This window comes from Chitinimonas lacunae (assembly GCF_042650885.1).
GTDB lineage: Bacteria > Pseudomonadota > Gammaproteobacteria > Burkholderiales > Chitinimonadaceae > Chitinimonas_A > Chitinimonas_A lacunae.
The window spans coordinates 1,986,388-1,999,808 of sequence record NZ_JBHSBU010000001.1; the positions used below are offsets into that span (position 1 = coordinate 1,986,388).

12 protein-coding genes are annotated in these 13,421 nt (G+C 62.7%); 3 read left to right on the forward strand and 9 right to left on the reverse strand.

Annotated features, from left to right (window positions below):
• Nucleotides 1-55 precede the first annotated feature (55 nt).
• Nucleotides 56-664, forward strand: a complete 609-nt coding sequence (locus tag ACFOW7_RS08100; protein WP_378162948.1) for a glutathione S-transferase — start codon at nt 56-58, stop codon at nt 662-664.
• Nucleotides 665-799: 135 nt separating this feature from the next.
• A complete protein-coding gene (locus ACFOW7_RS08105; RefSeq protein ID WP_378162950.1) occupies nt 800-3,061 on the forward strand; it encodes an Orn/Lys/Arg family decarboxylase in 2,262 nt (753 codons plus the stop codon).
• Here the strand turns inward: ACFOW7_RS08105 and ACFOW7_RS08110 are convergent.
• The 4 genes from ACFOW7_RS08110 to ACFOW7_RS08125 all read right to left on the reverse strand — a co-directional run bounded on the left by ACFOW7_RS08110 (nt 3,031) and on the right by ACFOW7_RS08125 (nt 8,029).
• Nucleotides 3,031-3,381 (reverse strand): Hpt domain-containing protein, encoded by a 351-nt coding sequence (locus ACFOW7_RS08110; RefSeq protein WP_378162952.1) that lies wholly within the window; start codon nt 3,379-3,381, stop codon nt 3,031-3,033. The genes ACFOW7_RS08105 and ACFOW7_RS08110 overlap by 31 nt on opposite strands.
• Complete coding sequence (locus ACFOW7_RS08115) at nt 3,378-3,776, reverse strand: response regulator (RefSeq protein WP_378162954.1); 399 nt, start codon at nt 3,774-3,776, stop codon at nt 3,378-3,380. The genes ACFOW7_RS08110 and ACFOW7_RS08115 overlap by 4 nt, the downstream gene beginning before the upstream one ends.
• A gap of 205 nt (nt 3,777-3,981) precedes the next feature.
• On the reverse strand, nt 3,982-7,194 hold the full coding sequence (locus ACFOW7_RS08120) for a PAS domain S-box protein (protein ID WP_378162956.1): 3,213 nt from the start codon (nt 7,192-7,194) through the stop codon (nt 3,982-3,984).
• Between the two features lie 151 nt (nt 7,195-7,345).
• A complete protein-coding gene (locus ACFOW7_RS08125; RefSeq protein ID WP_378162958.1) occupies nt 7,346-8,029 on the reverse strand; it encodes a response regulator in 684 nt (227 codons plus the stop codon).
• Between the two features lie 167 nt (nt 8,030-8,196).
• Here ACFOW7_RS08125 and ACFOW7_RS08130 point away from each other — a divergent pair, with 167 nt between their 5' ends.
• Nucleotides 8,197-9,411 carry an HD-GYP domain-containing protein gene (locus ACFOW7_RS08130; protein ID WP_378162960.1) on the forward strand — a complete coding sequence of 405 codons (1,215 nt, stop codon included), beginning with the start codon at nt 8,197-8,199 and terminating at the stop codon, nt 9,409-9,411.
• Nucleotides 9,412-9,586: 175 nt separating this feature from the next.
• On the opposite strand, the gene ACFOW7_RS08135 is transcribed toward ACFOW7_RS08130, so the two are convergent.
• The 5 genes from ACFOW7_RS08135 to ACFOW7_RS08155 form a co-directional block, all read right to left on the reverse strand.
• Nucleotides 9,587-10,918, reverse strand: coding sequence for an ATP-binding protein (locus ACFOW7_RS08135; RefSeq protein WP_378162962.1), 1,332 nt, complete (start codon nt 10,916-10,918; stop codon nt 9,587-9,589).
• Entirely contained in the window at nt 10,918-11,592 is a 675-nt protein-coding gene (locus tag ACFOW7_RS08140) for a response regulator transcription factor (protein ID WP_378162964.1), read from the reverse strand. The genes ACFOW7_RS08135 and ACFOW7_RS08140 overlap by 1 nt, the downstream gene beginning before the upstream one ends.
• A 1-nt stretch (nt 11,593) precedes the next feature.
• Nucleotides 11,594-11,833 (reverse strand): PepSY domain-containing protein, encoded by a 240-nt coding sequence (locus ACFOW7_RS08145; RefSeq protein ID WP_378162966.1) that lies wholly within the window; start codon nt 11,831-11,833, stop codon nt 11,594-11,596.
• A gap of 71 nt (nt 11,834-11,904) precedes the next feature.
• The gene (locus ACFOW7_RS08150; RefSeq protein WP_378162968.1) at nt 11,905-12,411 is read right to left on the reverse strand and encodes a glycine zipper 2TM domain-containing protein; all 507 of its coding nucleotides are present in this window, start codon (nt 12,409-12,411) and stop codon (nt 11,905-11,907) included.
• A 329-nt stretch (nt 12,412-12,740) separates the two neighbouring features.
• Nucleotides 12,741-13,394 carry a Crp/Fnr family transcriptional regulator gene (locus ACFOW7_RS08155; protein ID WP_378162970.1) on the reverse strand — a complete coding sequence of 218 codons (654 nt, stop codon included), beginning with the start codon at nt 13,392-13,394 and terminating at the stop codon, nt 12,741-12,743.
• Nucleotides 13,395-13,421: the final 27 nt, after the last annotated feature.

The following is a 13,421-nucleotide window of genomic DNA, read 5'->3' on the forward strand; positions in this document are numbered from 1 at the left end:
AATTGGCCGCGATTGCCGGCTCCGGCCCCGCCAACCCCGCTCCCGATCGCGCCCCATGAAGCTGATTGCCTCGCTCACCAGCCCCTTTGCCCGCAAGGTCCGTATCGTCCTGCTGGAAAAACGCATCGACTGTCCGCTCAGCATCGACATTCCCTGGAATGCCGACAGCACGGTGGCACAGTTCAACCCGCTGGGTAAGGTGCCAGCGCTGGTGTTCGACGATGGGCATACCCTGTTCGATTCCCGGGTGATCGTCGAATATCTCGACAATATCTCTCCCGTCACCCAACTGATTCCCAAAGACACCCGCCAAGCCATGGCCGTCAAGCGCTGGGAAGCCCTGGCCGACGGTATCTGCGAGGCAGCCGCCCATATCGTGCTCGAACGGCGCCGGCCGGAAACCCAGCGCAGCGACGCCTGGATCGAGCGGCAGCAGGACAAGATCCATCGAGGCCTGGCCGCCCTTGCCAACGATCTGGGCGAGCGCAGCTGGTGCAATGGCGAGTCCTATTCGCTGGCCGATATCGCCGTCGGTTGCTGCCTGGGCTATCTCGATTTTCGCTTCGAGCAGATCGATTGGCGGGCCAGCTATCCTAATCTGGCGCGCCTGGCCGGCAAGCTCGCCACCCGTCCCTCGTTTGCCGAGACCGTGCCAGTGGCCTAGCGGGAAACAAGTCAGGTAAACTCGGGCCTAATAGGTTTCGACCGGGCTGCGCCGCGCGCAGCCCTTTTCTTTTTGGCGCCGCGCGGCGGCCAAGCGACAACAAGGTGCCTATCCGGCGCCATGCAGGAGATAACGATGAAATTCCGTTTCCCCGTCGTGATCATCGACGAAGATTACCGCGCCGAAAACTCCAGCGGTCTCGGCATCCGCGCACTGGCCTCGGCCATCGAACAAGAAGGCATGGAAGTGCTGGGCGTCACCAGCTATGGCGACCTGACCGGTTTTGCCCAGCAACAGAGCCGTGCCTCTTCGTTTATCCTGTCGATCGACGATGAAGAGTTCGACGACGAGGCGATGGGCGATGAAGTAATCCGCCGTCTGCGCGCCTTTGTCGACGAAATCCGTTTCAAGAACGCCGATATTCCGATCTTCCTCTACGGCGAGACCCGGACCAGCCGCCATCTGCCCAATGATGTGCTGCGCGAGCTGCACGGCTTTATCCATATGTTCGAGGACACGCCGGAATTCGTCGCCCGCGCCATCGTGCGCGAGGCCCGTGCCTACCTCGATTCGCTCGCCCCGCCGTTCTTCCGCGCCCTGCTCAACTATGCCCAGGACGGCTCCTACAGCTGGCACTGCCCCGGCCACTCGGGCGGGGTAGCGTTTCTGAAGAGCCCGGTGGGCCAGATGTTCCACCAGTTCTTCGGCGAAAACATGCTGCGCGCCGATGTATGCAACTCGGTCGATGAACTGGGTCAGCTGCTCGACCATACGGGCCCGGTGGCCGCGAGCGAACGCAACGCCGCCCGGATCTTCCATGCCGACCATCTGTTCTTCGTCACCAACGGCACCTCGACCTCGAACAAGATGGTCTGGCACGCCACCGTGGCGCCGGGCGATATCGTGGTGGTCGACCGCAACTGCCATAAGTCCATTCTGCATTCGATCATGATGTGCGGCGCAATCCCGGTCTTCCTGATGCCGACGCGCAACCACTACGGCATTATCGGGCCGATCCCGCTGAGCGAATTCAGCCCCGAGAATATCCAGAAGAAGATCGAAGCCAACCCGTTTGCCCGCGAAGCGCAGGCCCAGCGCCCCCATGTCAAACCGCGCATCCTGACCATCACTCAATCGACCTACGACGGCGTGCTCTACAACGTCGAGATGATCAAGGCCACGCTTGGCGAAACCATCGATACCCTGCATTTCGACGAAGCCTGGCTGCCGCATGCGGCCTTCCACGACTTCTACCGCGAAATGCACGCCATCGGCCGCGACCGGCCGCGTTCGAGCGATGCACTGGTGTTCTCGACCCAATCGACCCACAAGCTGCTGGCCGGCTTGAGCCAGGCGTCGCAAATCCTGGTGCAGGATTCGGAAACCCGCAAACTCGACCGCCACCGCTTCAACGAAGCCTATCTGATGCATACCTCGACCAGCCCGCAGTACTCGATCATCGCGTCCTGCGATGTGGCGGCGGCGATGATGGAGCCGCCCGGCGGCACCGCGCTGGTCGAAGAGTCGATCCTCGAGGCACTCGACTTCCGCCGCGCCATGCGCAAGGTTGATGAGGAATACGGCGATTCGTGGTGGTTCAAGGTTTGGGGGCCCGATTATCTGGCCGAGGAAGGCATGGCCGAGCGGGGTGACTGGATGCTGCGCGCCGGCGAGCGCTGGCACGGCTTTGGCGATCTGGCCGACGGCTTTAACCTGCTCGACCCGATCAAGGCTACCGTGATCACCCCGGGGCTCGATGTGGACGGCGAGTTCGCCGACTCGGGCATTCCGGCCGCGATCGTCACCAAATACCTGGCCGAACATGGCGTGATCGTGGAAAAGACCGGGCTCTACTCGTTCTTTATCATGTTCACCATCGGCATCACCAAGGGCCGCTGGAACACGCTGCTGGCCGCCTTGCAGCAGTTCAAGGACGACTACGACAAGAACCAGCCGCTGTGGCGCGCCCTGCCCGAGTTCGTGGCCAAGAACCCGCGCTACGAGCGCATCGGCCTGCGCGAGCTATGCCAGCAGATCCATGATGTGTACCGGCAGAACGATGTGGCGCGGCTGACCACCGAGATGTATCTGTCCGATATGCAACCGGCGCTCAAACCGGCCACGGCCTTTGCCATGATGGCTCACCGCGAAATCGAACGGGTGCCGCTCGACGAGCTGGAAGGCCGCGTCACCGCCATTCTGCTCACCCCTTATCCGCCCGGTATTCCGCTGCTGATCCCAGGCGAGCGCTTCAACAAGACCATCGTCGACTACCTCAAGTTCGCCCGTCGCTTCAACGAGCATTTCCCGGGCTTCGAGACCGATATCCACGGTCTGGTCAAGGACGAGGTCAACGGGGTGCAGGGCTATTTCGTCGATTGCGTGATGTTGGACTGAAACCGCACCACGGGCGGGCAGACGCGCGCCCGGGCAGCGGTGAGATGAAGGCCCACTCGGTGCGGCAACAGTTCCGGACCGGGTTGGCCCAACGCTTCTTCGATGGCGCGGGCATGGCGGGTGATTTCTTCGAGCCCGAACAGCGTGCCCGAGCCTGCCAGCGAGTGGGCCACCTCGACGGCGCGGCGACGTTGCAGCTCGTCGCCGTCGAGCAGCCAGCTCTCGAGCGCGCTGTCGAGCGCCTCGAGCCGCAGCGGCAGTTCGTTGACGAACTGCGCCGCCAGCTCGTTCAGGCGCTGTTCCAGCGCTTCCCGGCTCATGACTGGCCCATCTGGTCGCGTTCCCAGATCGCGTTGACCTGGGCCGCGAGTTGCAGCGGATCGAAAGGCTTGGGAATCACCGCCAGCGCCCCGAGTTTCTTCAGCGCCAGCACTTCCTCGGGCTGGACCTTGGCCGTCATGAACACCACCGGCAGCCGCATCCCATGCGGCAGCAGGCGCAGTTGCTCCAGCTTGGCCGGGCCATCCATGCCCGGCATCATCACATCGAGCAGGGCAAGCTGCGGACGGAATTCCTCCATTGCCTGCAAGGCATCGCGACCGGAACTACAGGCGTGCACGGTATAGCCGCCCACGGCCTCGAGTGCCAGCTTGGCAACTGCCTGGATATCGGGCTCGTCCTCGACATAGAGAATGCGGGTAAGCGGGGCCGGCATAACTACCTCCTTGGGTTTTCTGCCCTGAGTTCACATTTATTATCCTTTTTATGATGGCATGAATCTGTACGCGTTTTCGTGTAAAGATCATTCCTTATTTTTTATGTAAATTGTGGGATTTGGCATTGCGTTTGACTTTTTTCTTTTCCCCATAGAGAAGTCTGACGGTTGATCAGCAGGAAAATTATTGAACCACACCAACGGTTCAGGCCGAACGCTCGGTATAGGTGCGGATCGCCCGCAATAAGGCGTCATTGCTGCTGCCGGTCTTGGTCAGAGTGGCCGTCACCCCGACCGGTGGCTCGCCGTCGGGGTCGTTGGCCGAGTAGACCACCACCGGAATCTTGACCGGCCGGCCGCGCAGCAGTGGCAGCAGATCGTAGCCATCGCCATCGGGCAGGCCCGGGTCCAGCACCACCAGATCGTAATGGCGGGCATTGAGCCGCTGGCGTGCCTCCTTGAGCGAACCAGCCCGCTCGACATCGGCCACCTCGGCCACCAGGGCCGCCACCACGGCGCTCAGATCGGCGTCGTCCTCGACATGGAGCACGCGCGGCCGGCCGGCCGGTTTGGGCATATGCTCGCGCACCGTGGCAAGCAGCCGTTTTTCGTCGATCGGCTTGTCGAGCCATTCATCAGGGTTGCCGCGCTCGCCTTCGGGGAAGGTGCAGCGGCTCATCACCCCGATATAGACGATGGGAATCGCTTCACCTTCCGAAGAAAACACATGCCGCACGAGACCGACATCGTTGGCCGCCAGGATGGTATCGAACACCACCACCCCGAAGCGGCCGCTGGCCCAGCGTCTGGCCGCCTCGTCGACGGCGTAGGCGATCTCGGCGGCATAGCCGCCGTGACCGAGCATATAGACCAGCAGATTGGCGATATCGGGGTCGGCGCTACAGACCAGCACCCGCGGCGCTTCAGCGTCGATCGACAGGGTCGAGGGCTTGAAGGTCTCGAGCAGCGCCGGCAGTTCGAACCAGAACGTGGTGCCGGCCCCTTCATCGCTATCAAAGCCGATACTGCCGCGCATGCTCTCGACCAATGATTTGGTGATCGCGAGCCCGAGCCCGGTGCCATGGCGGCGGCGGGCGTCGGTGGCGTCGGCCTGGCTGAATTTTTCGAATACCGTATCGCGGAAATCCTTGGGCATCCCCTGGCCATGGTCGCGCACCTCGACCCGCAAGCGGTCCTGATGCACCAGCGCCGCCACTTCGACATTGCCGCCGCGCGGCGAGAACTTGATGGCATTGGACAGCAGATTGGCCATGATCTGACCAAAGCGGTCGATATCGACCTCGCATTGAAGGCCCGGCACGGCAGCGATCAGGCTCAGCGTCACGCCAAACTGGTTGGCATAGCCCAGATTGGCCTGTAGCGCCTGCTCCACCAAGGGCATCACCTCGGTGGTATGCATATCGAGCCGCAGCTTGCCCGACTCGATCTTTTCGATATCGAGAATATCGTTGATCAGCCGTACCAGCCGTTCGCTGTTCTTGTAGGCGATATCGATCAGTTCCTGGGCACGGTCGGGCAGTTGACCGACCACTCCGCCGTTGACGAGCCCGAGGGAGCCGCGGATCGAGGTCAGCGGCGTACGCAGTTCGTGGCTGACGATGGAGACGAATTCGCGCTTGAGCAGCTCGACCTTGTGCCGCTCGGACAGATCGTGCGCCACGCTCAGATAGCCCTGGATCGTGCCTTTTTCGTCACGCAGCGCCGAAGTCGACACCATCACCGGCAGCCGGCGGCCATCGCGGCAGACATAGGTCCATTCGCGCTCGTCCACCGCCCCGTCGCGGGTGCGCCAGGCAAACACATCGAAACTCGGCTTGATGGTGCAGCCCAGCTCGGCCGACAGCTGTTCGGCCTGGCTGGCGATTTCCTGTAGATCGTGGATCAGCAGCGGTGTCACCCGACCCACCACTTCCTCGGCGTGGTAGCCCAGCATCTTTTCGGCGCCGCGATTGAAGCTGCGGATCACCCCGTCGGTATCGGTGGAAATGATGGCGTAGTGGGTGCCATCGAGCACGGCGCGCTGCAGGGCAAAGGTCTCGCGCTGCTTGGCTTCGGCAGCACGCCGCTCGGTGATGTCCTCGACCGTGCCGACAAAGCCGGCCACCTGACCGCGCTGCACGATCACCGCCGCCTTGCAGTTGACCCACAACGACTGGCCGTCGGGGCGGCGGTAACGGAATTCCAGACTGAAGTTCTGATGGCGCTCGGCCGCGGCATACCATTCGCGCGCCACGGTAGCGCGGTCTTCGGGGTCGATCCGCTCGAGCCAGCCTTTGCCCAGCAGCTTGTCCATCGGCACGGCCGCCATCTGCAGATAACTCGAATTGACATGGATACAGTCGCCCTGGGCATCAGCCAGGAAGATGCCCAGCGGCGAAGCCTCGTCGATGGCGCGCAGCCGTGCCTCATTGGCCAGCACCGCCTGCTCCACCTCGGCCCGCCGCAGTTCCTGCCGGATCAGCGCCACGGTCAACAGCCCCAGTGCCAGCAGGGTAAAGCCCACCCCGACGATCACCATCCACATCTGACGATGCCATTCCGCCAGTGCCACCGCTTCGTTGATCGAGACATTGACCACAAAGGGATAGCGGTCGAGCCGCTGGCTGTAGGTGATGCGACGCTCGCCGTCGATCGAGCTCTTGCCGGTGATCACCCCGGCGTTCTGGCGTGACAACAGTTCGCGAAATACCGGCGAATTGCCGAAGGAATGGCCGATCCAGCTCTCATCGATCGGCCAGCGGGTAAGCAGGATGCCATCGGCCCGCATCAGGCTGACGGCCGAGCCGTGGCCCAGTTCGATCGAACGGTAGAGATCAAGCAGATAGATCGGGTCGAAGACTGCCACCAGCACGCCATTGAACTGGCCATCGGGTGTCTCGACCCGGCGACTGAGCGCCACCCCCCATTTGCCGTCGGTGCGACCGCGCACCGGCTCGCCCACCCGCATATCGGCCGAGCGGTCGGCCACATGGATCTGGAAGAAAGGCCGGTCGCCGATACTGTTCTGTGGCGTGGCGGTCAGAGAGTGGCCGATTACCCGGCCGTTGCGGTCAGCCAGCAATAGCTCGCGGACCTGGGGAACGCCGACGATACGTTGGCGGAAGTGATCATAGAGAGCAGGACTGGTCCATTCACGCCGTAACTGCTGATCTTCGCTGAGGCGCTCGATGGTGGCTTGCAGCAGCAGATCGACGCTTTGCACCGTATTGCGGGTCTGACCGGTCAGGACATAGCTGAGATTGCCCAGCTCGCGCTCGGTCTGATGCAGAATCTGGCTGCGCAGCGCATAGGCGGCATAAGCGGTCAGCGCGGCCGCCACCACCGACAGGCAGACATAAAGCAAAGTCAGGCGCCGGGTAGCTGGCACCTTCCAGGCAAGACGCAACTGCCCTGCCATTGCTTCGCCCGTCCGCCCCGACTGCATCGTTCGATCCCTCACTAGAATAACCGGCCGGCCCGTTCGCCTCCGTCGCTGGGCCATGCCGCCATGCGGCGAAACCAGCCTCGACAATGCGGCAAGGTCGGGATGCTGTCACCTAGGTGGAAACCTAGCCACCGCGTACGGTCCCTTCATCGCGCACCAGTCCGGTCAGGCCGGCGCGGGCGGCATAGAGGGTCAGACTGGCCACATCATGCAGGCCGAGCCGCTCGGCCAGCTTGGCGCGATGGAATTCCACCGTCTTGGGACTGATATCGAGTTCACGCGCGATCTGCTTGGTGGTCTTGCCTTCGGCCACCCGCTTGAGCACTTCGATCTGCCGGGCCGTCAAGGCGGCGATATCGCCCTGGCGGCCGCTGGCGATCAGGCGATGCACCTCGGGCGGCAGACTGGGACTCAGGAAACGCTCGCCGTTACGTACCGCCCCCAGCGCCACGGCCAGTTCGTCGAGCACGAAATCCTTGAGCAGATAGCCGTTGGCGCCGGCGGCCAGCGCTTCGATCACCGCCTCGGGCGTGCGCAGCGCCGACAGGCATAACAGCTTGAGATCGGGATAGGCGGTGCGGGCCAGCCGCACCACCTCGATTCCCGACAGTTCGGGCATGGCAATATCGACCAGCACCACCTCGGGCCGCAGCGCCGCGAGGCTGGTCATGGTCTCGACGCCATCGCTGGCCTCGCCGACCACTTCGTAGCCGCCCAGATGTTCCAGCACCGCCCGGATACCCATCCGGACCAATAGATGATCGTCGGCCACCACCACCCGACAACGTTGTTCGGCTGTTCCAGTCACGGAAGTCCCCCCTTCCTGTACGCGCAGGCTTCGCGGCGGCCTAGGAATCGGCCTAGGCGCCCGCGATATATGAACGATGGATAATCGCCGCACGGCCGTCCAACACGGGACGGCAACTATAGATATGGCGTATTGCAACAGTCGAGCCAAGCGGAGTCGAAACGGTCGTGATCAAGCATATCCCGGTCAGCGAGCTGAAAGTGGGCATGTATATCCACGATCTCGGCATCGACTGGCTGGCTCATCCCTTTATGCTGAAGAGCTTTCTTCTGCATTCGGAACGCGATCTGCAAACCATCATGCAGTGCGGTATCCGCAGCGTCGATATCGACACCGAGCGCGGGCTTGACCTCACTGCTGCGCCGCCGCGCGTCGAACTCGACGCGGTGGCCCACTCCCAGTTGATCAGCCTGGCCAGCGCCACCTCTCCACTGCCGGCGCAAGTCAGCCTGAGCGAGGAGATCGGCCGCGCCCGCGCCCTGAAGCAGCAGGCCAGCCGGGTGACGCGCCAGATTATGCAAGACGCCCGGCTCGGCCGGGTGATCCAGCTCGAACCGCTCGAACAATTGGTCGATGAACTGACCGCTTCACTACTGCGCCATCCTGGCGCCTTGATCAGCCTGCTCCAGGTCAAACGCCGCGATGAATACACTTTCCTGCATTCGCTCAGCGTCGGCGTGCTGCTGATCGCCTTTGGCCAGTCGCTTGGCTTTGACGAGGCCACGGTGCGTCAGCTCGGCCTGGGCGGGCTGCTGCACGATACCGGCAAGGCGCTGATTCCCGACGAGATCCTCAATAAACCCGGTCCGCTGAGCGTCGAGGAATTCGCCATCGTGCAGCGCCATCCCAACGATGGGCATGCCTTGCTGCAACGCAGTCCCGATGTCGGACCGATCCCGCTACGCATCACCCTGCACCATCACGAACGCTGTGATGGCTCGGGCTATCCCGATCGCTTGTCCGGCGAGGCCATCGATACGCCGACCCGGATGGCAGCCATCGTCGACGTCTACGACGCCATGACCTCGGAGCGCCACTACCATCGGCCGCAGGCGCCGACCGAGGTGCTGCGCTATCTGTTCGAAGCCAGTCCGCAGCATTTCGACGCCACCCTGGTCAAGGCCTTTATGCGCTGCGTCGGCATCTATCCGGTAGGCAGTCTGGTGCTGCTCGACAGCCAAAGGCTCGCCGTGGTGGTGGAGCACAATCATTCCAACCTGATCTGCCCCAAGGTGCGGGCGATCTACGATACCCGCCAGATGCGCTATATCACGCCCCAGGATATCGACCTGGCCCGCAGTGTCGGCCACGGTGGCGCTGACAGCATTCTGCGCCACGAAAATCCCGAAAAATGGCAGATCGACCCGTATCGCTTCCTATAAACGCGGCGTCGATCCATTCCATCCCATTCATAGCCGTTTCCAGGCCATCCTGCATCCCCTTCCCTGCACACCATTGCCTGCCCTATCGGATGCAGCACTCAAGCCAGAAAATCATAAAATTTTCATAAATCCTTATATAGCAAAACCTTGCTAGCAGACAGATTGCATATTTATTTTATTTTGCCAGTCTCAACCGTATCGCCGCACCGCCCAATTGTTCGCTGCGGCCGATATCGAGATCACCGCCATAGGCTGCGACAATATCGGCTACCACAGCAAGTCCTATGCCCTGGCCCGGCACTCGCTCATCGGCGCGCATGCCGCGCTGCAACACGGCGGACGGGTCGGCGATGCCCGGGCCGTCGTCCTCGATCACGATCCGCAGCGCCCGGCCTTCATTGCTCAGGCTCAGGCGCACCCGACTGCCAGCCCATTTGGCGGCGTTATCGAGCAGATTGCCGAGAATCTCGAACAGATCGCCCTCATCGACCCGGCCGACGCAGTGAGGATCGGCCGCCAGCTCGAATGCGAGTTCACGTTCGCGGTAGACCTTGGCCAGCGAATCGAGAATCCGCCGCGCCACCGGCACCACCGCCAGCGGCGGCGCCAGCTGGGCGCTGCCGCTGGCCGCCGCGCGGGCCAGTTGATACTGGACGATATGGTCCATCCGGCCGACCTGCTCGGTCACGGTCTGCGCCAGGGTCGCCGGCTCGGCCAGGGCACTGCGCAGCACGGCGAGCGGGGTCTTGAGGCTATGGGCCAGATCGCCCAGCGCGTCCTTATAGCGCATCTGCCGCGCTCTTTCGTGTTCGATCAGGCCGTTGAGATTGTCGGTCAAGGCAGCGATCTCGACCGGGTAGACGCCCTGGACCCGTGCCTGCTCGCCGGCTTCGATCCGCCGCAGCTCACGCGCGACCCGGCCAAGCGGCGTCAGGCCCCAGCCCAACAGCGCTGTCTGGGCCAGCAGCAGCACCACGGCAGCGCCGCCGAGCCAGACCCACAGATTGCGCTGGAACTGACCGATCTCGCGGCGGAACTCCCGCTCGTCCTCGCTCACGGCAAAAGTCAGCGGCATGGCGCGCGGCCCGGTGGCCCATTTGACGCCATAGGCAGCGGCCAGATAGGTGCGGCCGCCGACATGGAGTTCGGTAAAGCGCCACTCACCGGCTTCGAGCTGGCGCAGGAAAGGCACGTCGAGCCCCAGCGTGGACAGCGACTGCCACTCCTCCTTCAGACCGGGATTGGCGATATTGGCGTACAGGCCCGAATCGGGCAGCGAGAAGCGCGGCTCGGCAAGGCCAGCCGGCATGGCCAGCCCGCCACCGGCGTCGAGTTCGGCCGCGGCGAGCAGCAGATAGACATGGCTTTGCAGACGCTGGTAATGGGCGGAGCGGATATTGTCGGTAAAGGTGCGATCGAGCGCGTAGCCGGCCAGAAGCAGGAACACGGTCAGCACCACGCCGGCGCCGACCACGATGCGGGCGCGGATCGACAGTTGTCTGCGCATCAGCCGGTCAGCGTGAAACGGTAGCCGCGGCCGCGCAGCGTCTCGATCGGGCCGAGTTCGCCGCTGGGGTCGAGCTTGCGGCGCAAACGGCCGATCAGCACTTCGACCACGTTGCTGTCGCGGTCTTCGTCGTGCGGATATAGATAGTCGTTGAGTTCGGCCTTGCTGACCACCCGTTCGCGCTGCTTGACCAGCATTTCCAGCAGACGATATTCAAAGGCGGTCAGCTCGACGCTGGCCTGGTTCAGTGTGACGGCCTGGGCGGCGAAATCGATTTCGAGCGGGCCGAAGCTGAGTTTGTCGGAAGTGGCTTTCAGGGCGCGCCGCAGCAGCGCCTTGAGCCGGGCCGCCAGTTCGGGGTATTCGAATGGCTTGACCAGATAGTCGTCGGCGCCGGCTTCGAGTCCTTTTACTTTGTCCTGCCAGCTGCCCCGGGCGGTCAGGATCAGGATGGGCAGGGTCTTGCCGGCAGCGCGCAGTCGCTCGACCACGCTGATGCCATTGAGTTTGGGCAGGCCCAGGTCGACCACCACCAGATCGACCGGGTATTCGCTGGCCTGAAACAGGCCATCTTCGCCGTCGGCGGCCTCGTCGACCCGATAGCCGTCGGCTTCGAGACGCGACTTGAGCGACTGCCGCAGGGCGTGTTCGTCTTCGATCAGCAAAAGCCGCATATCACACCGGATTGCCTGTTTCGATATCGATCAATACCACCCGGACCTCACCGGCCGGCGTCACCACCTTGACGCGCCAGACCTCACGGTTTTGCTGCCGGGCCTGCTCGACCGACAGGACCCGGCCGCCGGTGATCCGTTGCGCGGTGGCGGCGGCATCGTCGCGGCTGGCCTTGGCCCAGACCGCCGGGGCGGCGGCGAGCAGGGAGAGGGTCATCAGACAGGCGAACAGGCGTTTCATTGCGGCATTCCAGGCAGGTTGAATGGAAACGGCCGTTATTCTAGCGGCAACTCAGGCGGCGGCAGCCGCGATCATTCGGGGGTGATATTGACCCGCAGACGCAGCTCACGGCCCGGATCGTTGGGCATAAAGGCGCTGTATTGCTGACCACGGTATTCATAGATCACCCGGTAGCCGATCAGCCGGCTTTCGCTGGCATCGACGGTGCGGCAACGGCGCACTTCACGCGGCTCGGTCGAGTAGGTTTCAACCCGGTCGGAATTGTCGATCCGGTCGCCGGCCAGGGCGCCGATCACGGCGCCGGCCGCCGTGGCGGCTTCACGGCCATGTCCCTTGCCGACCTGGTTGCCGATGATGGCGCCGGCGATACCGCCGACGATGGCGCCGCCGATTTCCCGATCGCCGCCGCGCCGGACCGTTTCATTGACGGTTTCCACCGTACATTCCTTGCGCGGCACACTGACGCGCTCGTATTCGGGGGTCGAGCTGCGCACCCGGGCGTAGTCGGTGAAACTCTCGGCATAGGCTGCCTGAGTCAGCGTGGCAGCAAGCAGGGTCAGAGACAGAGCGGTTTTCATCACATTTCTCCAGGAAGTGGCATTTATGGATTCGATAGCAGCCAGTTTGCCCAGCAACGACTGAATCGACACTGAACGGCCGCGCTGCTTTCCCAGCATATGGCCAGTCAGTTTTACCACGGCACGGCTAGGGCTTCGTAGCGCAAAAATCCCGCTTGGAGCCGACTTCGCAAGAGAACTGGATATTTCTTTACTATTTGAATAAAGATGACTACAGATCTTGCAAAGTTTTTGCAGATTATTTTAATAAAAGCAAAAAACCGACCAACTGCGTCGGCAGGGATACCTCGACGGCCGGGACGGCGACCGGCGCCGTCCGCGCGCTGGGCTCAGAAGGCTTCCGGCAGCTTCTGCAGCAGGATCAAGCGCTCGTTCTCGATCCGGACATAACCGCCGAAGACCAGCTCCTTCATGATGCGCGCCACCATCTCGCGCGAAGAACCGACGCGGTCGGCGATGGCCTGCTGGGTCATCGGTTCGTCGATCATCAGATGGCCGTCCTTCTCGACCGCCAGATCTTCGAACAGCAGACGCACGCGGCTGTAGACATCCTTGAGCGCCAGATTCTTGATCGATTCGGTCAATTGGCGCGAACGATGGGTCAGGCTCAGCAGGAGCTTGAACTGGATCGACGGGTGGTTGTGCAGCAGCGCCAGGAAGTCTTCCTTCTGGATCACCATAAAGGTCGAGTTCTCTTCGGTCTCGACCGAAGCGGTACGCGGCTCGTCGTCGAGCAGGGCCAGCTCGCCGACATATTCGCCGGGACCGAGGATGGCCAGCACGAATTCCTTGCCGTGGTTGTCGCTGACGAACACCTTGACCCGGCCCTGCACCAGTAGATACATCGAGCTGCCCGGATCGCCCTCATTGATGATGACGGTGCCCTTGGGATAGGAGTTGGTGGTGGAAGAGGCCTCGACATGGGCCAACTCCTCGCCGGTCAGTCCGGCGAACAAAGGGATCTGTTTAAGCGTCGCTATCATGCCTGCGCTCCACGGATTATTTTTTAA